Below are 20,787 nucleotides of genomic sequence, written 5' to 3' on the forward strand. Positions count from 1 at the left end.
AAGGAGCTTAAACATGTTAGATTTGGATAGTATTGTCGCAGACGAAGCCGTTGAGAACGATCTCGAAGAAGTGGTGATGGGGCTTATCATCAACTCCGGGCAGGCCCGCAGCCTGGCCTATGGCGCACTGAAGCAGGCCAAGCAGGGGGATTTCGCCGCGGCAAAAACCATGATGGAACAGTCCCGCACGGCGCTTAACGAAGCGCATCTGGTGCAAACAAAGCTGATTGAAAGCGATCAGGGCGAAGGAAAGATGAAGGTCAGCCTGGTGCTGGTTCACGCGCAGGATCACCTGATGACCTCGATGCTGGCGCGTGAGCTGGTGTCGGAGCTCATTGAGCTTCACGAAAAGATGCAGTAAGTCAGACTGAGTAGCAGGAGGTCAGCACGATGGAAATCAAAACCGCGCTTGAACAGCAGCTGTTTAACGGCAAAAATTTTCACGTGGTTATCTACAACAAAACGGAGAGCGCCAGCGGTCTGCACCAGCATGACTACTACGAGTTCACGATTGTTCTGACCGGTCGCTACTACCAGGAGATCAACGGTAAGCGTGTCCTGCTTGAACGAGGGGATTTTGTCTTCCTGCCGATGGGGTCTTATCACCAGAGCTTTTACGAATTTGGTGCCACCCGTATTCTGAACGTGGGCGTCAGCAGACGATTCTTCGAGAAGCACTATCTGCCGCTGGTACCGTTCTGCTTTGTGGCCTCTCAGGTCTATCGGGTCAAAAACGAGTTCATGACCTGGATTGAAACGGTTATCGCCTCGCTTAACTTCCGCGACAATGAATTTGATGAGTTTATTGAAACGGTGACCTTCTACGTGATGAACCGGCTGCGCCACCATCGGGAAGAGCAGCAGGTAACGGATGATATTCCACAGTGGCTGCGCAGCACCGTTGAGCTGATGCACGATAAAGGCCAGTTCAGCGAAAATGCGCTGGAAAATATGGTCTCCCTGTCGGGGAAATCCCAGGAATATCTGACCCGCGCGACGCAGCGCTATTATCGTAAAACGCCCGTGCAAATTATTAATGAAATCCGCATTAATTTTGCTAAAAAACAGCTGGAAATTACCAACTATTCTGTCACCGATATTGCATACGAGTCAGGATACAGCAGCCCCAGCCTGTTTATTAAAACCTTTAAGAAATTGACGTCATTCACACCGAACAGTTACCGGAAAAATTTAACGGTAATTAATTAACTGTCGGCGGATTACCCGCCACGAATATTGCTTTAATGGCTTGCCCAAATAGCGGGAAGAGCACGCTATACCTTGCAGGCGATTAACCTGATACGCTAAGGGAGATATTATGCAGAAGAAATTAAAAGTCGTAACCATTGGTGGCGGCAGCAGCTATACCCCGGAATTACTGGAAGGCTTTCTGAAACGTTATCATGAATTACCGGTCAGCGAATTATGGCTGGTGGACGTTGAGGAAGGTCAGGAAAAACTGAATATTATTTTCGACCTGTGCAAGCGCATGGTGGAAAAAGCCGGCGTGCCTCTGGCCGTGCATAAAACCCTGGACCGTCGTCTGGCGCTGAAAGATGCGGATTTCGTGACTACCCAGCTGCGCGTCGGCCAGCTGAAAGCGCGTGAGCTGGACGAACGTATTCCCCTGAGCCACGGCTATCTCGGGCAGGAGACCAACGGCGCGGGCGGCCTTTTTAAAGGCCTGCGTACCATCCCGGTCATTTTCGACATCGTCAATGACGTGCAGGAGATCTGCCCGAACGCGTGGGTGATTAACTTCACCAACCCGGCCGGGATGGTGACCGAGGCGGTCTATCGGCATACGAACTTCAAACGTTTTATCGGCGTCTGTAATATTCCGATCGGCATGAAGATGTTCATCCGCGACGTGCTGGAGCTGACCGACAGCGACGACCTCTCCATCGATTTGTTCGGCCTGAACCACATGGTGTTCATTAAAGACGTTATCGTGAACGGTAAATCACGGTTTGCCGAACTGCTGGACGGCGTGGCTTCCGGTCGCCTGACGGCGGCATCGGTGAAAAACATCTTTGACCTGCCGTTTAGCGAAGGGTTGATCCGCTCGCTGAATCTGCTGCCTTGCTCGTATTTGCTTTACTACTTCAAGCAGAAAGAGATGCTGGCCATCGAAATGGGCGAGTACTATAAGGGCGGCGCGCGTGCGCAGATCGTTCAGAAGGTCGAGAAGCAGCTGTTCGATTTGTATAAAGATCCGAACCTGAACGTCAAACCGAAAGAGCTGGAGCAGCGCGGCGGGGCCTACTACTCCGATGCGGCGTGCGAAGTGATCAACGCCATCTACAACGACAAGCAGGCGGAGCACTATGTGAATGTGCCGCATCATGGACATATCGACAATATTCCGGCTGACTGGGCGGTTGAGATGACCTGCATCCTGGGGCGCGAGGGTGCTAAACCGCATCCCCGTATCACCCGCTTCGATGACAAGGTCATGGGCCTGATTCATACCATCAAAGGCTTTGAAGTGGCGGCAAGCAATGCGGCGCTAAGCGGCGAACTCAATGACGTGCTGCTGGCGTTGAACCTTAGCCCGCTGGTGCATTCCGACCGCGACGCGGAGCAGCTGGCCAGCGAGATGATCCTGGCGCATGAGAAATGGTTGCCAAACTTTGCCGCTACGATCGAGAAGCTGAAGTTCAAACAGCAAAAGAGGACGCACAATGGAAAACCTGCTGATCGTTAATGCTGATGATTTTGGCCTCTCGAAAGGCCAGAACTACGGCATTATTGAAGCCTGTCGCCGGGGTGTGGTGACCTCTACCACGGCGCTGGTTAATGGTGAGGCGGTTGAACACGCGGCGCAGCTGAGCCGCGAGGTGCCTGAGCTGGGCGTCGGCATGCATTTTGTACTGACGCTCGGGATGCCGCTTTCTCCAATGCCGGGCCTGACGCGCGACGGCCAGCTGGGCAAATGGATTTGGGAACTGGCGGAGCAGGGTGCTCTGCCGCTCGAAGAGATTGCCCGCGAGCTGGAGAGTCAGTTCAACCGCTTTGTTGATGTGTTTGGTAGGGCGCCGACGCACATCGATAGCCATCACCACGTGCATATGATCCCGGCGATTTTCCCGATTGTCGCTGATTTCGCAAAGCGCAACGGCGTCGCGATGCGCGTGGATCGGGAGGTGCGCGGATTGCCGGACTGCGCTGTCACCACCACTGAGGGATTCAGCAGCGCATTTTACGGAGAAGAGATCAGCGACGCGCTGTTCCTGACGGTGCTGGATGATTCCGCCGCGCGAGGGGAACGGTCGCTGGAGGTCATGGCGCATCCTGCCTTTGTCGATAACACCGTGCATAAAAGCGCCTACTGCTGGCCGCGCTTGGCGGAGCTGGATGTCCTGACGTCGCCGTTGTTGAAATACGCGATTGCCGAGCGAGGGTATCGTTTGGGGACGTTCGGGGATCTTTGAAATAAAGCCCGGTGGCGGCTTTGCCTTACCGGGCCTACAAAACCAATCGAATGTAGGCCGGGTAAGCGCAAGCGCCACCCGGCTTTTTTACGCCGGTATCTGGTCAATCTTGCTGCTTCGCGACCAGACTCGGTGCGCGGCGAGCAAATCAAACAGCTTCGTCATAAAGGCATCGTCAACGTTATCTCCCTCGACAATGCCGTCCTCACCCTGATCGGCTACCTTCAGCTGCGCCTTAAACTGTCGCGCGTCGCCGGACAGCGCGATCGGCTTCAGGTGCTTATAGGCTTCCAGCAGATAATAGACGGCGTCGCCATTGGTCAGCAGGCTGGCAATATCCCCGCCCGGCACAATTACCGCATCGACGGTCAGCGATGGCGCACCGGCAAAGGTCGCCGCGACCGGCAGCACAGAACCATCGTCGGCCGTCACTTCACCCATGCGGGAATAGAGCAGTTTGGCATGCACGCCCTGGGTTTTAAGCGCCTGCATAATTCCCAGCACGTCGCTGGCGCGGGTTTTGTCGTTCAGCAGAACGGCGACCACGCGGCCTTTAATCGAGCCGCCCGGCACCGCATACAGGCTCAGAGACGGATCTTTCTTCACCCCGTTAACCTCTTTCGGCGGGGCAAGATTGCGCTGCTCGTCGGTCAGCGTAATGCCCAGGTTATCCGCAACGCTCTGGGCTAGCTGAATATCAATATGCGCCAGCTGATCGACTACCCGCTCGCGGATGTAGGTGCGCACCACTTTGCTCAGCTCAAAGCTGAAGCCGCCGATGATGTGCTGTTGCTCAATCGGCGTCTGGCTGTTCCAGAACAGGCGAGGGTGGGCGTAATATTCGCCGAACGAGGGGCTACGCTCGCGAATTTTGTTGCCATCGATACGCTCCTGGTAGGATTCGAAGCCACCGCGTTTCGGCCCGGGAGGGGTTTCACGCGGCCAGTTATCGTTGATGGAGTTCGGCTCATAGTTAGCCGGATTGGTATCAATATCCTGACGGTGCATACCGTCGCGCTGGAAGTTGTGGTACGGGCATGTTGGGCGGTTAATCGGAATTTCGTGGAAGTTCGGCCCGCCAAGACGGCTGATCTGCGTATCGGTGTACGAGAACAAACGACCCTGCAAAAGCGGATCGTTGGTGAAGTCCAGTCCCGGCACGATATGCCCCGGGTGGAACGCGGCCTGCTCGTTTTCGGCAAAGAAGTTATCCGGGTTGCGGTTGAGCACCATTTTACCTACCAGCTGCACCGGTACCAGCTCTTCAGGGATCAGCTTCGTCGGGTCCAGAAGATCGAAATCGAACTTAAATTCGTCCTCTTCCGGAATGAGCTGCAGACCCAGCTCGTACTCCGGGAAGTCGCCCGCTTCAATGGACTCCCACAGCTCGCGGCGATGGAAGTCTGGATCGCGCCCGGTCAGCTTCTGCGCCTCGTCCCATACCAGCGAGGCTTTACCCGCCACCGGCTTCCAGTGGAAACGGACAAACGTGGCTTTCCCCTCGGCGTTGATCATCCGGAAGGTGTGGATGCCAAACCCTTCCATAGTGCGGTAGCTGCGGGGGATGCCTCGGTCTGACATCGCCCACATCACGTTGTGTAAGGTTTCAGGCTGCAGGGAGACATAGTCCCAGAAGGTGTCGTGCGCGCTTTGTCCCTGCGGTATGGCCCAGTGGGGCTCCGGTTTTACCGCATGGACAAAGTCAGGAAATTTATGCGCATCCTGAATGAAGAACACCGGGGTGTTGTTGCCGACCAGATCGAAAATCCCCTCTTCGGTATAAAACTTGGTGGCAAAGCCGCGGATATCCCGGACGGTATCTGCCGACCCCGCACCGCCCTGCACGGTGGAGAAACGCACAAACACCGGGGTGATTTTATCCGGGTCGGAGAGGAAATCCGCTTTAGTGATCGCTTTCAGACTCTTATAGGGCTGGAAGTAGCCGTGCGCAGCGGAACCGCGCGCGTGGACAATACGTTCCGGTATCCGCTCGTGGTCGAAGTGGGTAATTTTTTCCCGCAGGATAAAGTCTTCCAGCAGGGTAGGCCCGCGCGCGCCTGCGCGAAGGGAGTTCTGATCGTCAGCAATGCGTACGCCCTGATTGGTGGTGAGCGCAAAACCTTCGCCGCCTTTACGGTGTGGCTCAAGAGATTTCAGCTTCTCGTTTCCCGTATCCGGCGATTTCATGCTTCCCGGTGCGGTAGGCTGTTCTCCCGGCGCGGAAGGGCCAGGCGAGGGGCGGTGAGAGCCGTCAGCAGGGGCGAGAGAGTCCATACCCGGTTGAGATTCTTCAGTGCCATGAATCGGTGATTGATGTGTTTTATCTTTGTTCGACATTGCACGCTTCTCCTTTATCCATTGCTAAAAACCCTATTAAGGATAGAACAATGTCGCGACATGGTTCGCTAACTAAGAGTTTTCACATGACGTGATTAACGAAAGGAGCCCTCTCACCCACTCGGAGCGCGACGGAAGGCAGCAGGATCGGCTATCATAGAGTTTTCCTGCTTCAAGAATTTGCTTTAGTGAACCAGTCGCTTATGAAACCTCTTCGTCAACAAAACCGCCAGGTTATTAGCTATGTGCCCCGCGTTGAGCCCGCGCCGCCTGACCATGCCCTGAAAGTGGAGGGTTTTCGCGATGTCTGGCTGCTGCGGGGGAAATACGTGGCCTTTGTGCTGATCGGCGAACATTTCCGTCGCTCACCCACCTTTACGGTGCCAGAGTCAGCGCAGCGGTGGGCGATGCAGATCCGCCAGGATGAAGAGGTTGAGGAATAGCAGCCATAAAAAAAACCGCCATCAGGCGGTTTTTTTATTTCAGACGGCGATTAACGGTGCGCCAGCTCGGCGTCGTCTTCACTTTCCAGAATCGCCTTGTCTGTCTGCTTCAGCCACTGGCTGGTCAGCGTGCCGGCGGTCATGGAGCCGCTCACGTTCAGCGCGGTACGACCCATGTCGATCAACGGTTCAACGGAGATCAGCAGGGCGACCAGCGTCACGGGCAGACCCAGCGCAGGCAGCACAATCAGCGCGGCGAAGGTTGCGCCACCGCCAACACCCGCAACGCCTGCGGAGCTTACGGTAACAATCCCGACCAGCGTGGCGATCCAGACCGGATCAAGTGGGTTGATGCCGACTGTAGGAGCAACCATCACCGCCAGCATCGCCGGGTAAAGACCCGCACATCCGTTCTGACCAATGGTAGCACCAAAGGAGGCAGAGAAGCTGGCGATGGATTCAGGCACGCCCAGACGACGGGTCTGCGCTTCCACGTTCAGCGGGATAGACGCGGCGCTGGAGCGGCTGGTGAAGGCAAAGGTCAGTACCGGCCAGACTTTACGGAAGTACTTCAGCGGGCTGACGCCGTTCACGCCCAGCAGGATGCCGTGCACCACGAACATAATGCCCAGGCCCAGATAAGAGGCGACAACGAAGCTGCCCAGCTTAATGATGTCCTGCAGGTTAGAGCCGGCAACCACTTTGGTCATCAGCGCCAGCACGCCGTAGGGGGTGAGCTGCATGACCAGACGAACCAGCTTCATCACCCAGCTTTGCAGGGTGTCAATCGCGGTCAGCACGCGTTCGCCTTTTGGCGCGTCGTCTTTCAGCAGCTTCAGCGCCGCTACGCCCAGGAACGCGGCGAAAATAACCACGCTGATGATCGAGGTTGGGCTCGCACCGGTCAGGTCTGCAAACGGGTTCTTCGGAATGAAGGAGAGCACCATCTGCGGCACGGTCAGGTCAGCCACTTTTCCAACGTAGTTGGTCTGAATCGCGGTCAGACGCGCCGTTTCAGCGGTACCCTGAACCAGACCTTCTGCGGTCAGGCCAAACAGGTTAGTGACCAGCACACCCACCAGCGCGGCAATCAGCGTGGTGAACAGCAGCGTGCCGATGGTCAGGAAACTGATTTTTCCCAACTGGGTCGCGTTATGCAGGCGGGCAACGGCGCTCAGAATAGAGGCGAACACCAGCGGCATAACGATCATCTGCAGCAGCTGGACATAGCCGTTACCGACGATGTTGAACCACTGAATGGAATCTTTAAGAACTGGATTATCGGAGCCATAAATTGCCTGTAATGCCAGACCAAATACGACACCCATGGCCAGACCAACCAGCACCTTTTTCGCCAGGCTCCACTGTTTGTGGCGCGCCTGCGCGAGAAGCAATAGCAATACAACGAACACAACGACGTTCGCGATGAGTGGAAAATTCATCCCCGTTCTCCTGATTTATTATCGGGTCGGTTTATACCGATCCTGTTGGCGGAAGGTTAGCAGAAGTGTGATGTAGCGCTTATATCCAAATGGAATGGGTTATGACAAATGGGATAATTTTGTTGGTTTACTGTTCAATCTGGTGATGAATAAAGCGATTGAACTGAAATTGCAGCGAATTAATCATCTGGGATGACCAGCGGACTGCACTGTTTTCGGGCAACGTTTGCGGCATCCAGACGGCGTAAGCAAACAGCGCCATGCACAATACCCGCTCAAGCTGGTTACCTTTTTGCGGCGCCAGGATGGGAAAACGGAAACGCCAGCGGCAGGGCCAAAGTAGCGGCACGCCCGCAGGCGTGAGCATATCGGCAAGGATATGGCTTAAATAGCCCAGCACCATCCCCTGAATGGCATCAGCGGGGACTATCCAGCTTTCGGGCACTTTTAAATAGAAAAGCGTCAGCAGGCCAAACACGGCCAGCAGGCTGTGCGTAAACCCCCGGTGGCCGAACGCGCGGGCGATGGGTTTAGATACCCACTTCAGGCGCTGTCCGAGGAAGGACTTGGGGTGGTCGATGTCGGGCAGCAGACAGGTCAATACGGCGGAAGGAACAATATGCCACCAGTCCCCCTGTGCCAGCACGGGGGTGAGCTCAGCGTTTTTGGCAAATACCGCGCACGCGATTGAAAAAAGCAGGTGGCCTTCCGCCGTCATGATAAAACCCACAAAACTGTCAATTCATACAGTATAGGGTTTTTATACAGTAGGCGGAAGAGGTGACGGTGTAACTGTTTGTCACAAACCGGAGGAGGGCGTTAACCGCCCTGCAGATGATGCGCCGTGAGTTCTGCCAGTGAATTTAGCTTCACATCGGCGAGGGCAAACCGGGGATCGTGGCGGCCTTCTTCCGCAGGCACCACAATGGAGCGCATCCGCGCGGCTTTAGAGGCGACCATGCCGTTAACGGAGTCTTCCAGCGCAACGCAGTTGAGGGGATCCAGGCCGAGCTTAGCGGCGCAGTCCAGATAGACCTGCGGGTGCGGCTTGCTGTAAGGCAATTTTTCAGCGGACGCCAGCGCGTCGAAACTGTCGCGCAGTTCAAACATCGTGAGCACTTTTTCCAGCATATGCAGCGGTGAAGCCGAGGCCAGTCCGACCTTCAGCCCCTGGGCTTTACACAGCGCGACGGCCTCACGTACGCCGGGCAGCAGTGGTCTGTTCTCTTCCACCAGCGAAATGGCGCGGCTGATAATGCGCGCGGTCACTTCATCACGACTTGGACCCACCCACGGCTGTTGGGCAAACCACAGGTCAACCACCATATCGATGCGCAGGCCAAGCGTATCGGGTAGTTCATTACGGCGGCTGATATCCACGCCCAGGCTGGCCATAACGTCCAGTTCGGCGCGATCCCACAGCGGTTCGGAATCGATCAGTAATCCATCCATGTCAAAAATTGCGGCAAGAATTTGGCGCGGTGTCGACATCACAACGTCTCCTTATCCAGGGTGTACGACAGACGATAAGTGCTAAGCACAATCTGCAATTTAGCATATTGCTTTTAAAGAGCGGGCGAAATTGATGACCAGCAGGTAGACTTAGGCACAAATAACGCGTCTTTATGAAGAGGAACTGATGACGTATCAACAAGCTGGACGCATTGCGGTCTTAAAACGTATTGCAGGCTGGGTGATTTTTATTCCTGCCGTCATTTCTACGCTGATTTCTGTACTTAAATTTATGTACGACCACAGCGAAAAACAGCCGGGTATCAATGCGGTAATGCTTGATTTTGCGCATGTTATGATTGAGATGATGCGTTTCAATACGCCATTTTTGAATGTCTTCTGGTTTAACTCACCCACCCCGGATTTTCATCAACAGCTGAATATCGGCTTTTGGGTGATATACGCCCTGATCTTTGTCGCGCTGGCACTGCAGGCCTCTGGGGCGCGAATGAGCCGTCAGACGCGCTTTTTACGCGAAGGCGTTGAGGATCAGTTGATTCTGGAGCAGGCCAAAGGCCCGGAAGGCATGAGTCGGGAGCAGATTGAATCCCGCATTGTTGTGCCGCGTCACACCATTTTCCTGCAAATTTTCCCGCTCTATATTCTTCCCGTGATTATCATTGTGGCGGGATATTTCTTCTTCTCACTGCTCGGTTTTCTGTAAGCGATAAGGGTGGCGGCAAGGCCACCCTTTCTCTTCTCAGGCGGCAAGCATACGCTCAAGTGCCCGCTGCGCGTTAACAAGGTGTTCTCCGCCAAAAAGAATGGCTCGGTTCATCAGGGTATAAAGCTGATACACCGACTGGCGGTCGAGGAAACCGGGCGGCAGGGGGGAAACAGACTGGTATCCGTCGTATATCTGCGGCGGCTGCTCCGGATGAAGCGGCAGCATGGCAAGATCGCACTCTCTGTCACCCCAGTAGCAGGCCGGGTCGAAGATGTAGGGGCCGTTTGGACCCAGCGCGCAGTTATCGGACCATAAGTCGCCGTGAAGCAGAGACGCCTGAGGCTGGTGGGATGCCAGACGCTGCTGAACATGCTCGACGATGGCGTCTATATTGCCAAATTCCAGCCCTTTCTCGGCGGCAAGTTCAAGCTGCCAGCCAATGCGCTGCTCGGCAAAAAAAGTCGACCAGCGACGCTGCCAGGCATTGGGCTGTGGCGTGGTGGAGAGGTCGTTGTCAAAATCGAGCCCAAACTGCGGCTGGTCGCTCCACTGATGGAGGCGCGCTAGCTGCTGGCCAAGAATGAATGCATTATGCGCATCCAGAGGACGGGCGGGGAGATACTCCATCACCAGGAAACTGTAATCGCGGTCGCTACCTACGGCCAGAACCTGTGGGACCGTCACCGTTTTACTGCGCGACAACAGCTCCAGCTGATCGGCTTCGGCGGTAAATATCGGAAGCAGCTCTCGTTCATCGCATTTAACGAAAAGATCGCGCCCTGCGTAGCGTACATGCCACGCGGCGTGGATCTCACCGCCTGGCAGTTCGTTACGCAGTTCAATTTCACCTTCACCCAGTTGCTCACGTAAAAGATGACTGATAGCCTGCCACATGTTCACTCTCCCATGTTGTCTGCCAGATCATAAAGTTAGCGCATAATTGCGGTAAAAAAATACGAACAAACGCACACCTGAGCGGTTTAAATTCATGCAGCGCACTTATTGTTCTTTTTTTCGCCAGTTTTCCCAGGTATCCACGTTAATTTCGCCAGGCTTGTCGGTCACGATCTCCACCAGACTGGCGGCCAGCGCTTGAACCTCTTCCTGGCTCAGGGCGCCGATCAGACCAAATGTCAGGGTGCCTAAATCATGAATATTGCCTTCGTCATCCGTCAGCGTGAGGAGAAAATTAGCCCGGGTAAACGCATTGTTGAGCTCATTCAGCTCGGTCAGCGATGCCTCATGAAGGTTGATGGTCACGACGTAGCGTGTGATGTCACCACTGCTCATAATTCACCTCATTGTTATCATGGAAGTTTTCTTAGCATAGTCGATAGTTTGCGTTTGGCGACTCGGTGATGACATTCCCCTCCGTAAAGACGAAGGGGAACAGGCGTTAATTTCGGGACAGGTAATCGACTATTTTTTGCGTATCGGCAAGTGAACAGAGACGTGTGCCCTGGTTGATGGTGGCGGCGCTACCCGCCGCTACGCCGTAGCGTGTCATTTCGAGCAGAGACGCGCCCTGCGCCAGTTTGAGCGTCATCGCGCCCACCATGCTGTCACCCGCGCCAACCGTGCTCTGACTCTTCATCGGCGGCGGAACAACCTGAACGGATGACGATTCATCAACTGCAAGCGCCCCCTGAGGGCCAAGGGAAACCACCACGCGCCGCGCTTTGCCGCTGCGCACCAGCTCCTGCGCGGCGGTGCGAACATCGTCAGGCTGCGTCAGTTCGCGGTTGACCAGCGCGCTTAACTCTTTCTGGTTGGGTTTGACCAGTTCAAGATTGCCCGGCACCAGTGCCGCCTGCAGGGCCTCGCCGCTGCTGTCAACGATGCAGCGGATACCGCGTTGCTGTGCAGCCTGAATCAGCGCCGTCAATTTTTCCGTGCTGACGCCAGGCGGCAGGCTGCCGCTTACCACCAGCAGCGCGCCGCTTTCTATCGTCAGCACTTTCTCTTCAAGCTGACGAAACTCGTCATCGGTAAGTTTCGCGCCCGGCATGACAAAACGGTACTGTTCGCCGCTGGATCCCACGTGGACATGCAGGTTTTGCCGCGTCCAGTCTTTCGCCTCGACGGTGTCTACGGCCACCTGTTCATCGGCCAGCAGAGAGACCAGGTGTTCACCGGTAGCACCACCTGCGGGAAAAATGGCCGTGGCTTTGCCGCCGAGATGGGTAATGGCGCGTGCCACGTTGATCCCGCCGCCGCCAGGCTCAAAGACCGGGGCGCTACAGCGCAATTTACCTTCCGGGTAAATCTGCGGCGTCAGGGTGGCGGAATCAAGGGAAGGGGAGAGCGTCAGGGTGTAGATAGAAACCATCATTACCTCCTTTTAGCATGGGTTCCTTTTAGTCTGGCACCATTTGTCAGGAAGGCAATGTAAATAACAGTATGATTTTAAATATGAATACTGAATAAAAGTCAGGCCGGAGATATATAAAATAAAACGCTTTTTGAGATCGTTCTTATTCAAAAAATGAAATAAGAAAACATTGCTATGTTATTTGCGGCTTTTTATAATTTGTTACCTTTCTCTGGACGCCTTGTCATTGATCCTCAAGAAAGATTCCGGGACCGTGTGGTCTCTTTTTTTGTTGTACGGACTCCTTAATAAAATGAAGCTTTTAAAGACAGTGCCCGCTGCACTGATGCTGGCGGGTGGCGTGTTTGCGGCTATGAACGCGACCGCCGATGATTCCGTTTTTACTGTCATGGACGATCCATCCACCGCGAAAAAACCGTTTGAAGGTAACCTGAATGCTGGGTACCTGGCACAATCCGGTAACACGAAAAGCTCTTCTCTGACGGCGGACAGTACGCTCACATGGTACGGTAATACTACCGCCTGGTCTCTGTGGGGTAATGCCAGCAACACTTCCGCTAACGACGAACGCTCTTCCGAGAAATATGCGGTAGGCGGACGTAGCCGTTACAACATGACCGACTATGACTATCTGTTTGGTCAGGGGAGCTGGTTAACTGACCGTTACAACGGTTATCGCCAGCGCGATGTCTTCACCGCCGGTTATGGTCGTCAGTTCCTGAACGGACCGGTACACAGCTTCCGTTTTGAATTCGGTCCGGGTGTGCGTTATGACGAATACACCAATGGCGATACCAAAACTCAACCGCTCGGTTACGCTTCCGGTACCTATGCCTGGCAGATGACTGACAACACCAAATTTACCCAGGGTGTTTCTGTATTTGGTGCCGACGATACGACGTTGAACTCTGAGACGGCGCTTAACGTGGCTATCAACGAACACTTTGGTCTGAAACTCGCCTACAACGTGACCTGGAACTCTTCACCACCAGAATCTGCGCCGGATCATACCGACCGCAGAACCACGGTTTCACTGGGTTATAGAATGTAATAAAAGCGGGCCGATGATGATGTCGGCCCGTTTATTGTCTGTGACTTTTTGATGTCCCTTCTGATGACCTGCATTCGCCCCTAGCCCCAAATCATTGCCGCCCAACGGAGTAGCAGCATTGCGCCGCAGATGGCAATCAGCACCAGCACCATTTTCCAGTGTTTTACGGCAAATCGTTTTGTTGGCATAACCTAATCCTTGTTCGTTAATATCCACAGTCTACCAAACAGGGCCGAAATATGCCCCTTTTCAGGATCGATTGGGTTATGCCAGCGTAGGGTTTGGTTCAGAACCAGTGGAATCGTTCGGCGAGAATCAACAATAAACCTGTGGCGGAAAGGATGTTCAATATCACAACCGTTCTACTGGATACGTTCATGGTATGCACCTTTGGGTTTAAGGACCTGTTCAAGAGTAGCCCAGCATCATCGAAATGCGAGCGCAGGGGAGAAGCAACCTGCAAATTCGTGCGAAAGTGCCAGCCCATCAATCTGGCCGCAGAGGGTGCAATCTCCTTTCCGTTAGTGTTAACATTACGTCGCTTGCCGTAAATCCGAATTAATCTGAATTCGGCAGGTGAATGATGACGAACCAATTTGACGATTGTTGGTCAGATGGTTTCGTAATCTATTGTCAAATCACGATTATTTTCTTTGTATATGCTCTTATGTGTGGGGCATCACTGCAAATAAGGATATAAAATGCCTGTAATTACTCTTCCTGATGGCAGCCAACGCCATTTCGACCGTTCTGTTAGCCCAATGGATGTTGCCCTGGACATTGGTCCTGGTCTCGCGAAAGCGACTATTGCTGGCCGTGTTAACGGTGAGCTGGTGGATGCCTCCGATCTGATTGAAAACGATGCGACGCTTGCCATCATCACCGCGAAAGACGAAGAAGGTCTGGAGATCATTCGTCACTCCTGCGCGCATCTGTTAGGTCATGCCATCAAACAGCTGTGGCCAAACACCAAAATGGCGATCGGTCCGGTTATCGACAATGGTTTCTACTACGACGTTGACCTTGACCATACTCTGACTCAGGAAGATATCGACGCGCTCGAAAAACGTATGCACGAGCTCGCCGAAACGAACTATGACGTCATCAAGAAGAAAGTCAGCTGGCACGAAGCGCGTGAAACCTTCGTGAAGCGCGGCGAGAGCTATAAAGTCTCTATTCTTGACGAAAATATTTCCCATGATGACAAGCCTGGCTTGTACCATCACGAAGAATACGTCGACATGTGCCGTGGACCGCACGTGCCGAACATGCGCTTCTGTCATCACTTTAAGCTGATGAAGATCGCCGGCGCCTACTGGCGCGGTGACAGCAACAACAAGATGTTGCAGCGTATTTATGGTACCGCGTGGGCCGATAAAAAAGCCCTGAACGCGTATCTGCTGCGCCTGGAAGAGGCGGCGAAGCGTGACCATCGTAAAATCGGCAAGCAGCTTGACCTGTACCACATGCAGGAAGAAGCGCCGGGTATGGTGTTCTGGCATAACGACGGCTGGACCATTTTCCGTGAACTGGAAACTTTCGTACGCTCCAAGCTGAAAGAGTACCAGTATCAGGAAGTAAAAGGCCCGTTCATGATGGACCGTGTGCTGTGGGAAAAAACCGGCCACTGGGACAACTACAAAGATGCGATGTTCACCACCTCGTCTGAGAACCGTGAATACTGCATCAAGCCAATGAACTGCCCGGGTCACGTTCAGATCTTTAACCAGGGTCTGAAATCCTACCGCGACCTGCCGCTGCGTATGGCGGAGTTCGGTAGCTGCCACCGTAACGAACCATCAGGTGCGCTGCACGGTCTGATGCGTGTTCGTGGCTTTACTCAGGATGATGCGCATATCTTCTGTACTGAAGATCAGGTCCGTGACGAAGTTAACGCCTGTATTCGTATGGTCTACGATATGTACAGCACCTTTGGCTTCGAGAAGATCGTGGTCAAACTCTCAACGCGTCCGGAAAAACGTATCGGCAGCGATGAGACCTGGGATCGCGCTGAAGCGGATCTCGCCGTGGCGCTGGAAGAGAACGGCATTCCGTTCGAATACCAGCTGGGTGAGGGCGCATTCTACGGTCCGAAAATTGAATTTACCCTGTATGACTGCCTCGATCGCGCATGGCAGTGCGGTACTGTACAGCTGGACTTCTCCCTGCCGCAGCGTTTAAGCGCCTCTTATGTTGGCGAAGACAACGAACGTCAGGTACCAGTAATGATTCACCGTGCTATTCTCGGTTCTCTGGAGCGCTTCATCGGCATCCTGACCGAAGAGTTCGCTGGCTTCTTCCCAACCTGGCTTGCGCCAGTGCAGGTCGTGGTGATGAACATTACCGATTCTCAGGCGGATTACGTTAAAGAATTGACGCAGAAACTACAAAATGCGGGCATTCGCGTAAAAGCAGACTTGAGAAATGAGAAGATTGGCTTTAAAATCCGCGAGCACACTTTACGTCGTGTCCCGTATATGTTGGTCTGTGGTGATAAAGAGGTGGAAGCAGGCAAAGTTGCCGTTCGCACCCGCCGTGGTAAAGACCTGGGCAGCCTGGACGTAAGTGAAGTGATTGAGAAGCTGCAACAAGAGATTCGCAGCCGCAGTCTTCAACAACTGGAGGAATAAGGTATTAAAGGCGGAAAACGAGTTCAAACGGCACGTCCGAATCGTATCAATGGCGAGATTCGCGCCCAGGAAGTTCGCTTAACAGATCTTGAAGGTGAACCACTGGGGATTGTGAGTCTGAGAGAAGCGATCGAAAAAGCTGAAGAAGCTGGAGTAGATTTAGTTGAAATCAGCCCTAACGCCGAACCGCCAGTTTGTCGTATCATGGACTACGGCAAGTTCCTTTATGAAAAGAGTAAGTCTTCTAAGGAACAGAAGAAGAAGCAAAAAGTTATCCAGGTTAAGGAAATCAAATTCCGTCCTGGTACCGACGATGGCGATTATCAGGTAAAACTCCGCAGCCTGATTCGCTTTCTGGAAGATGGCGATAAGGCCAAGATCACACTGCGTTTCCGCGGTCGTGAGATGGCCCACCAACAGATTGGTATGGAAGTGCTTAACCGCGTCCGTGACGATCTGAGTGAACTGGCAGTAGTCGAATCCTTCCCTACGAAGATCGAAGGCCGCCAGATGATCATGGTGCTCGCTCCTAAGAAGAAACAGTAAGGCCTTCAAGCAGCAAAATCTGTGGAGCCTTCGGGTTTCATAGGTTTTGTTCGCCTATGTTTCGTTTATTTAACAATGCGAAGTGGAAGTTATTAAGATGCCAAAAATTAAGACCGTACGCGGTGCTGCTAAGCGCTTCAAAAAAACCGGTGGTGGTGGATTTAAGCGTAAGCACGCAAACCTGCGTCATATTCTGACCAAAAAATCTACTAAGCGTAAACGTCACCTGCGTCCAAAAGGCCTCGTTTCTAAAGGCGATCTGGGTCTGGTTATCGCGTGCCTGCCGTACGCATAAGCCGTTAACGTTTAATTTTTTACTAAGAATATAGATACAGGAGAGCACATATGGCTCGCGTAAAACGTGGTGTAATTGCACGTGCACGTCACAAGAAAATTTTGAAACAAGCTAAAGGCTACTACGGTGCGCGTTCACGCGTTTACCGCGTTGCCTTCCAGGCTGTTATCAAAGCAGGTCAGTACGCTTACCGTGACCGTCGTCAGCGTAAGCGTCAGTTCCGTCAACTGTGGATTGCGCGTATCAACGCAGCAGCACGTCAGAACGGTATTTCTTACAGCAAATTCATCAACGGCCTGAAAAAAGCCTCTGTTGAAATCGACCGTAAGATCCTGGCTGACATCGCAGTATTCGACAAAGTAGCGTTCACCGCTCTGGTCGAAAAAGCGAAAGCAGCACTGGCATAAGCCAGTTGAGAGAGGGGGCCTGGCTCCCTCTTTTCATATAACCCTGTAAGAAGATTGACATTTACCCGTGCAGGCTTTTCAATAAGGTCTTAACAGTTTTTACCAGACAAGGTAACGCAAGCATGAATGCTGCTATTTTCCGCTTCTTCTTTTACTTTAGCACCTGATTTCAGGAGGCTAGCGCGTGAAAGATGAAACGAAAAACAGCGCCAGATAAGCCTCCCGATGGAGGCTTTTTTTGTGCCTGAATTTGAGAGAATAACTCCACCAAATCGGTGTCTGCACCGACATAATGAGGAAAATCATGTCACATCTCGCAGAGCTGGTTGCCAGTGCAACAGCCGCCATTAATCAGGCCTCAGATGTTGCCGCGTTAGACAATGTCCGCGTCGAATATCTTGGGAAGAAAGGGCACCTGACCCTTCAGATGACAACCCTGCGTGAGCTGCCGCCAGAAGAACGTCCGGCAGCGGGAGCGGTGATTAACGAAGCCAAGGAGCAGGTACAGCAGGCGCTTAACGCACGTAAAGCCGAGCTGGAAAGCGCTGTGCTGAATGCGCGTCTGGCTGCCGAGACGATCGACGTCTCTCTGCCGGGTCGCCGCATCGAGAACGGCGGTCTGCACCCGGTTACCCGCACCATCGATCGCATTGAAAGTTTCTTCGGTGAGCTCGGCTTTACCGTGGCGACTGGCCCGGAAATCGAAGATGATTACCACAACTTCGACGCCCTGAACATTCCTGGCCATCATCCGGCACGCGCTGACCACGACACTTTCTGGTTCGACGCAACGCGTCTGCTGCGTACTCAGACCTCCGGCGTTCAGATCCGTACCATGAAGGAGCAAGAGCCACCAATCCGTATTATCGCGCCGGGCCGCGTCTATCGTAACGACTACGATCAGACCCACACCCCAATGTTCCACCAGATGGAAGGCCTGATTGTTGATAAAAACATCAGCTTCACCAACCTGAAGGGCACGCTGCACGATTTCCTGAACAACTTCTTTGAGGAAGATCTGCAGGTTCGTTTCCGTCCGTCCTACTTCCCGTTCACCGAACCGTCTGCGGAAGTTGACGTGATGGGCAAAAACGGCAAGTGGCTGGAAGTGCTGGGCTGCGGCATGGTGCATCCAAACGTGCTGCGCAACGTAGGTATCGATCCGGAAGTCTACTCCGGCTTTGCCTTCGGTATGGGCATGGAGCGTCTGACCATGCTGCGCTACGGTGTGACCGATTTACGGGCATTCTTCGAAAACGATCTGCGTTTCCTCAAACAGTTTAAATAAGGGCAGGACAGAACAATGAAATTCAGTGAACTGTGGTTACGCGAGTGGGTGAACACCACGCTGGACAGCGACGCGCTTTCTAACCAGATCACCATGGCGGGTCTGGAAGTAGACGGCGTTGAGCCGGTTTCCGGTGCCTTCAACGGCGTGGTCGTCGGCGAAGTGGTAGAGTGCGGCCAGCACCCTAACGCTGACAAACTGCGCGTGACAAAAGTGAACGTGGGCGGTGACCGTCTGCTGGATATCGTCTGCGGTGCGCCAAACTGCCGTCAGGGCCTGAAGGTGGCCGTGGCGACCGTCGGGGCGGTACTGCCGGGCGATTTCAAAATTAAAGCGGCTAAGCTGCGCGGCGAGCCGTCTGAAGGCATGCTGTGCTCCTTCTCCGAGCTGGGTATTTCCGACGATCACAACGGCATCATCGAGCTGCCGCTGGATGCGCCAATCGGCACCGATATCCGTGAATACCTGAAGCTTGATGACAATACCATTGAAATCAGCGTCACGCCAAACCGTGCCGACTGCTTAGGTATCATCGGCGTGGCGCGCGACGTGGCCGTGCTGAACCAGACCGAATTGAACGCGCCGGAGATCGCGCCGGTTGAAGCGACCATCAGTGACGTGCTGCCTATTCAGGTTGACGCTGCGGATGCCTGCCCGCGCTACCTCGGTCGCGTGGTGAAAGGCATCAACGTGAAAGCGCCAACTCCGCTGTGGATGAAAGAGAAGCTGCGCCGCTGCGGTATTCGCTCTATCGACGCCGTGGTCGACGTGACCAACTACGTCCTGCTGGAGCTGGGCCAGCCAATGCACGCGTTCGATAAAGATCGTATCGACGGCGGCATCGTTGTGCGCATGGCGAAAGAGGGCGAAACCCTGGTTCTGCTGGACGGCAGCGAAGCGAAACTGAACGCCGACACTTTGGTGATTGCTGACCACAGCAAGGCGCTGGCAATGGGCGGTATTTTCGGAGGCGAGCATTCAGGCGTCAACGACGAGACGCAAAACGTGCTGCTGGAATGTGCGTTCTTCAGCCCGCTCTCCATCACCGGTCGCGCACGCCGTCACGGCCTGCATACCGATGCCTCTCACCGCTACGAGCGCGGCGTTGACCCGGCGCTGCAGTATAAAGCGATGGAACGTGCGACCCGCCTTCTGATCGACATCTGCGGCGGTGAAGCGGGCCCGGTTATCGACGTCACCAACGAGGCGACGCTGCCGAAGCGTGCGACCATCACCCTGCGCCGCAGCAAGCTGGATCGTCTGATTGGTCACCACGTTGCCGATGCGCAGGTGACCGATATCCTGAAGCGTCTGGGCTGTGAAGTAACCGAAGGCCAGGACGAATGGAAAGCCGTTGCGCCGTCATGGCGTTTCGACATGGAAATTGAAGAAGATCTGGTGGAAGAAGTGGCCCGTGCTTATGGCTACAACAACATCCCTGACGAGCCTGTGCAGGCAGGTCTGGTGATGGGCACCCACCGTGAAGCCGACCTGTCCCTGAAGCGTGTGAAAACCATGCTGAACGACAAAGGCTACCAGGAAGTGATCACCTACAGCTTTGTTGATCCAAAACTGCAGCAGCTGATCCATCCGGGCCAGGAAGCGCTGATCCTGCCAAGCCCAATCTCCAGCGAAATGTCCGCGATGCGTCTGTCCCTGTGGGCGGGCCTGCTGGGTACTATCGTTTATAACCAGAATCGTCAGCAAAACCGCGTGCGCATTTTCGAAAGCGGTTTGCGCTTTGTACCGGATAATCAGGCAAATTTAGGCATCCGTCAGGATCTCATGCTGGCTGGCGCCATCAGCGGTAACCGCTATGAAGAGCACTGGGACCTGGCAAAAGGGACGGTTGATTTCTACGATATGAAGGGCGATCTGGAAGCGATTCTGGATCTGACCGGTAAATTATCTGAAATTGAATTCCGCGCAGAAGCCATCCCGGCCCTGCATCCGGGCCAGAGCGCAGCCATCTATTTAGACGGCAAACGCGTTGGTTTTATTGGGGTTGTTCACCCTGAGCTGGAGCGTAAACTGGACCTGAACGGCCGTACCATCGTGTTCGAGCTGGAATGGAACCCGGTGGCTGACCGCGTAATTCCTCAGGCTCAGGACGTCTCCCGCTTCCCGGCGAACCGCCGTGATATCGCGGTTGTGGTCGCGGAAAATGTGCCTGCAGCAGATATTTTGGCCGAATGTAAGAAAGTTGGCGTAAATCAGGTAGTTGGCGTAAACTTATTTGACGTGTACCGCGGCAAGGGCGTAGCAGAAGGTTTCAAGAGCCTCGCTATTAGCCTTATCCTTCAGGATACCAGCCGTACACTCGAAGAAGAGGAGATTGCCGCTACCGTCGCCAAATGTGTAGAGGCATTAAAAGAGCGATTCCAGGCATCATTGAGGGATTGA

Annotated in this window: 23 protein-coding genes and 1 other annotated feature; of the genes, 14 read left to right on the top strand and 9 right to left on the bottom strand. The window is 54.0% G+C overall.

Annotated features, from left to right (window positions below):
- The first annotated feature begins 13 nt into the window (after nucleotides 1-13).
- The 4 genes from chbA (at nucleotide 14) to chbG (ending at nucleotide 3,434) form a co-directional block, all read left to right on the top strand.
- Nucleotides 14-361 carry a PTS N,N'-diacetylchitobiose transporter subunit IIA gene (chbA, locus tag F0319_RS08870; RefSeq protein WP_149366714.1) on the top strand — a complete coding sequence of 116 codons (348 nt, stop codon included), beginning with the start codon at nucleotides 14-16 and terminating at the stop codon, nucleotides 359-361.
- Between the two features lie 29 nt (nucleotides 362-390).
- Complete coding sequence (chbR, locus tag F0319_RS08875; protein WP_029740446.1) at nucleotides 391-1,209, top strand: transcriptional regulator ChbR; 819 nt, start codon at nucleotides 391-393, stop codon at nucleotides 1,207-1,209.
- A gap of 109 nt (nucleotides 1,210-1,318) precedes the next feature.
- Nucleotides 1,319-2,707 carry a 6-phospho-beta-glucosidase gene (locus F0319_RS08880; RefSeq protein WP_149366715.1) on the top strand — a complete coding sequence of 463 codons (1,389 nt, stop codon included), beginning with the start codon at nucleotides 1,319-1,321 and terminating at the stop codon, nucleotides 2,705-2,707.
- The gene (gene chbG, locus F0319_RS08885; RefSeq protein ID WP_149366716.1) at nucleotides 2,685-3,434 is read left to right on the top strand and encodes a chitin disaccharide deacetylase; all 750 of its coding nucleotides are present in this window, start codon (nucleotides 2,685-2,687) and stop codon (nucleotides 3,432-3,434) included. The genes F0319_RS08880 and chbG overlap by 23 nt, the downstream gene beginning before the upstream one ends.
- A gap of 87 nt (nucleotides 3,435-3,521) precedes the next feature.
- Here the strand turns inward: chbG and katE are convergent, their stop codons facing one another.
- On the bottom strand, nucleotides 3,522-5,771 hold the full coding sequence (katE, locus tag F0319_RS08890) for a catalase HPII (protein ID WP_149366717.1): 2,250 nt from the start codon (nucleotides 5,769-5,771) through the stop codon (nucleotides 3,522-3,524).
- A gap of 188 nt (nucleotides 5,772-5,959) precedes the next feature.
- Between katE and cedA the strand changes: the two genes are divergently transcribed.
- Nucleotides 5,960-6,214 carry a cell division activator CedA gene (gene cedA, locus F0319_RS08895; protein ID WP_072032690.1) on the top strand — a complete coding sequence of 85 codons (255 nt, stop codon included), beginning with the start codon at nucleotides 5,960-5,962 and terminating at the stop codon, nucleotides 6,212-6,214.
- 50 nt (nucleotides 6,215-6,264) lie between these two features.
- Here the strand turns inward: cedA and tcyP are convergent, their stop codons facing one another.
- From tcyP to hxpB, 3 genes are all read right to left on the bottom strand, one after another.
- Nucleotides 6,265-7,656, bottom strand: coding sequence for a cystine/sulfocysteine:cation symporter (gene tcyP / locus F0319_RS08900; protein ID WP_008500667.1), 1,392 nt, complete (start codon nucleotides 7,654-7,656; stop codon nucleotides 6,265-6,267).
- Nucleotides 7,657-7,783: 127 nt separating this feature from the next.
- Nucleotides 7,784-8,374, bottom strand: a complete 591-nt coding sequence (locus F0319_RS08905) for a metal-dependent hydrolase (RefSeq protein WP_014883483.1) — start codon at nucleotides 8,372-8,374, stop codon at nucleotides 7,784-7,786.
- A gap of 101 nt (nucleotides 8,375-8,475) precedes the next feature.
- Entirely contained in the window at nucleotides 8,476-9,147 is a 672-nt protein-coding gene (hxpB, locus tag F0319_RS08910) for a hexitol phosphatase HxpB (protein ID WP_045353704.1), read from the bottom strand.
- Between the two features lie 148 nt (nucleotides 9,148-9,295).
- On the opposite strand from hxpB, the gene F0319_RS08915 reads away from it, so the two are divergent.
- On the top strand, nucleotides 9,296-9,832 hold the full coding sequence (locus F0319_RS08915; protein ID WP_023311291.1) for a YniB family protein: 537 nt from the start codon (nucleotides 9,296-9,298) through the stop codon (nucleotides 9,830-9,832).
- A gap of 36 nt (nucleotides 9,833-9,868) precedes the next feature.
- Here F0319_RS08915 and F0319_RS08920 read toward each other — a convergent pair whose 3' ends face one another.
- The 3 genes from F0319_RS08920 to pfkB form a co-directional block, all read right to left on the bottom strand.
- A complete protein-coding gene (locus F0319_RS08920) occupies nucleotides 9,869-10,729 on the bottom strand; it encodes a fructosamine kinase family protein (RefSeq protein WP_149366718.1) in 861 nt (286 codons plus the stop codon).
- 105 nt (nucleotides 10,730-10,834) lie between these two features.
- On the bottom strand, nucleotides 10,835-11,125 hold the full coding sequence (gene ghoS, locus F0319_RS08925) for a type V toxin-antitoxin system endoribonuclease antitoxin GhoS (protein WP_149366719.1): 291 nt from the start codon (nucleotides 11,123-11,125) through the stop codon (nucleotides 10,835-10,837).
- A 106-nt stretch (nucleotides 11,126-11,231) separates the two neighbouring features.
- The gene (gene pfkB / locus F0319_RS08930; RefSeq protein ID WP_127732767.1) at nucleotides 11,232-12,164 is read right to left on the bottom strand and encodes a 6-phosphofructokinase II; all 933 of its coding nucleotides are present in this window, start codon (nucleotides 12,162-12,164) and stop codon (nucleotides 11,232-11,234) included.
- Nucleotides 12,165-12,459: 295 nt separating this feature from the next.
- On the opposite strand from pfkB, the gene F0319_RS08935 reads away from it, so the two are divergent.
- The gene (locus tag F0319_RS08935; RefSeq protein ID WP_111965612.1) at nucleotides 12,460-13,218 is read left to right on the top strand and encodes a DUF481 domain-containing protein; all 759 of its coding nucleotides are present in this window, start codon (nucleotides 12,460-12,462) and stop codon (nucleotides 13,216-13,218) included.
- A gap of 80 nt (nucleotides 13,219-13,298) precedes the next feature.
- On the opposite strand, the gene yniD is transcribed toward F0319_RS08935, so the two are convergent.
- A complete protein-coding gene (yniD, locus tag F0319_RS08940; protein ID WP_008500658.1) occupies nucleotides 13,299-13,406 on the bottom strand; it encodes a small membrane protein YniD in 108 nt (35 codons plus the stop codon).
- Between the two features lie 98 nt (nucleotides 13,407-13,504).
- The gene (gene yncL / locus F0319_RS22490; protein ID WP_320717749.1) at nucleotides 13,505-13,705 is read right to left on the bottom strand and encodes a stress response membrane protein YncL; all 201 of its coding nucleotides are present in this window, start codon (nucleotides 13,703-13,705) and stop codon (nucleotides 13,505-13,507) included.
- A 214-nt stretch (nucleotides 13,706-13,919) separates the two neighbouring features.
- Here yncL and thrS point away from each other — a divergent pair, with 214 nt between their 5' ends.
- The 7 genes from thrS (at nucleotide 13,920) to pheT (ending at nucleotide 20,787) form a co-directional block, all read left to right on the top strand.
- Nucleotides 13,920-15,848, top strand: a complete 1,929-nt coding sequence (gene thrS / locus F0319_RS08950) for a threonine--tRNA ligase (RefSeq protein WP_149366720.1) — start codon at nucleotides 13,920-13,922, stop codon at nucleotides 15,846-15,848.
- A 3-nt stretch (nucleotides 15,849-15,851) separates the two neighbouring features.
- Entirely contained in the window at nucleotides 15,852-16,394 is a 543-nt protein-coding gene (gene infC / locus F0319_RS08955; protein ID WP_014069901.1) for a translation initiation factor IF-3, read from the top strand.
- Nucleotides 16,395-16,491: 97 nt separating this feature from the next.
- Nucleotides 16,492-16,689, top strand: coding sequence for a 50S ribosomal protein L35 (rpmI, locus tag F0319_RS08960; RefSeq protein ID WP_003030583.1), 198 nt, complete (start codon nucleotides 16,492-16,494; stop codon nucleotides 16,687-16,689).
- A gap of 50 nt (nucleotides 16,690-16,739) precedes the next feature.
- Nucleotides 16,740-17,096 carry a 50S ribosomal protein L20 gene (rplT, locus tag F0319_RS08965; RefSeq protein ID WP_000124850.1) on the top strand — a complete coding sequence of 119 codons (357 nt, stop codon included), beginning with the start codon at nucleotides 16,740-16,742 and terminating at the stop codon, nucleotides 17,094-17,096.
- A 117-nt stretch (nucleotides 17,097-17,213) separates the two neighbouring features.
- Nucleotides 17,214-17,338, top strand: a sequence feature (Phe leader region).
- Nucleotides 17,219-17,263 (top strand): pheST operon leader peptide PheM, encoded by a 45-nt coding sequence (gene pheM, locus F0319_RS22250; RefSeq protein ID WP_001386830.1) that lies wholly within the window; start codon nucleotides 17,219-17,221, stop codon nucleotides 17,261-17,263. Its footprint overlaps the feature before it by 45 nt.
- 62 nt (nucleotides 17,339-17,400) lie before the next feature.
- Nucleotides 17,401-18,384 carry a phenylalanine--tRNA ligase subunit alpha gene (pheS, locus tag F0319_RS08975; protein WP_020884406.1) on the top strand — a complete coding sequence of 328 codons (984 nt, stop codon included), beginning with the start codon at nucleotides 17,401-17,403 and terminating at the stop codon, nucleotides 18,382-18,384.
- Nucleotides 18,385-18,399: 15 nt separating this feature from the next.
- Entirely contained in the window at nucleotides 18,400-20,787 is a 2,388-nt protein-coding gene (gene pheT / locus F0319_RS08980) for a phenylalanine--tRNA ligase subunit beta (RefSeq protein WP_149366721.1), read from the top strand.

Source organism: Enterobacter vonholyi, from assembly GCF_008364555.1.
GTDB lineage: Bacteria > Pseudomonadota > Gammaproteobacteria > Enterobacterales > Enterobacteriaceae > Enterobacter > Enterobacter vonholyi.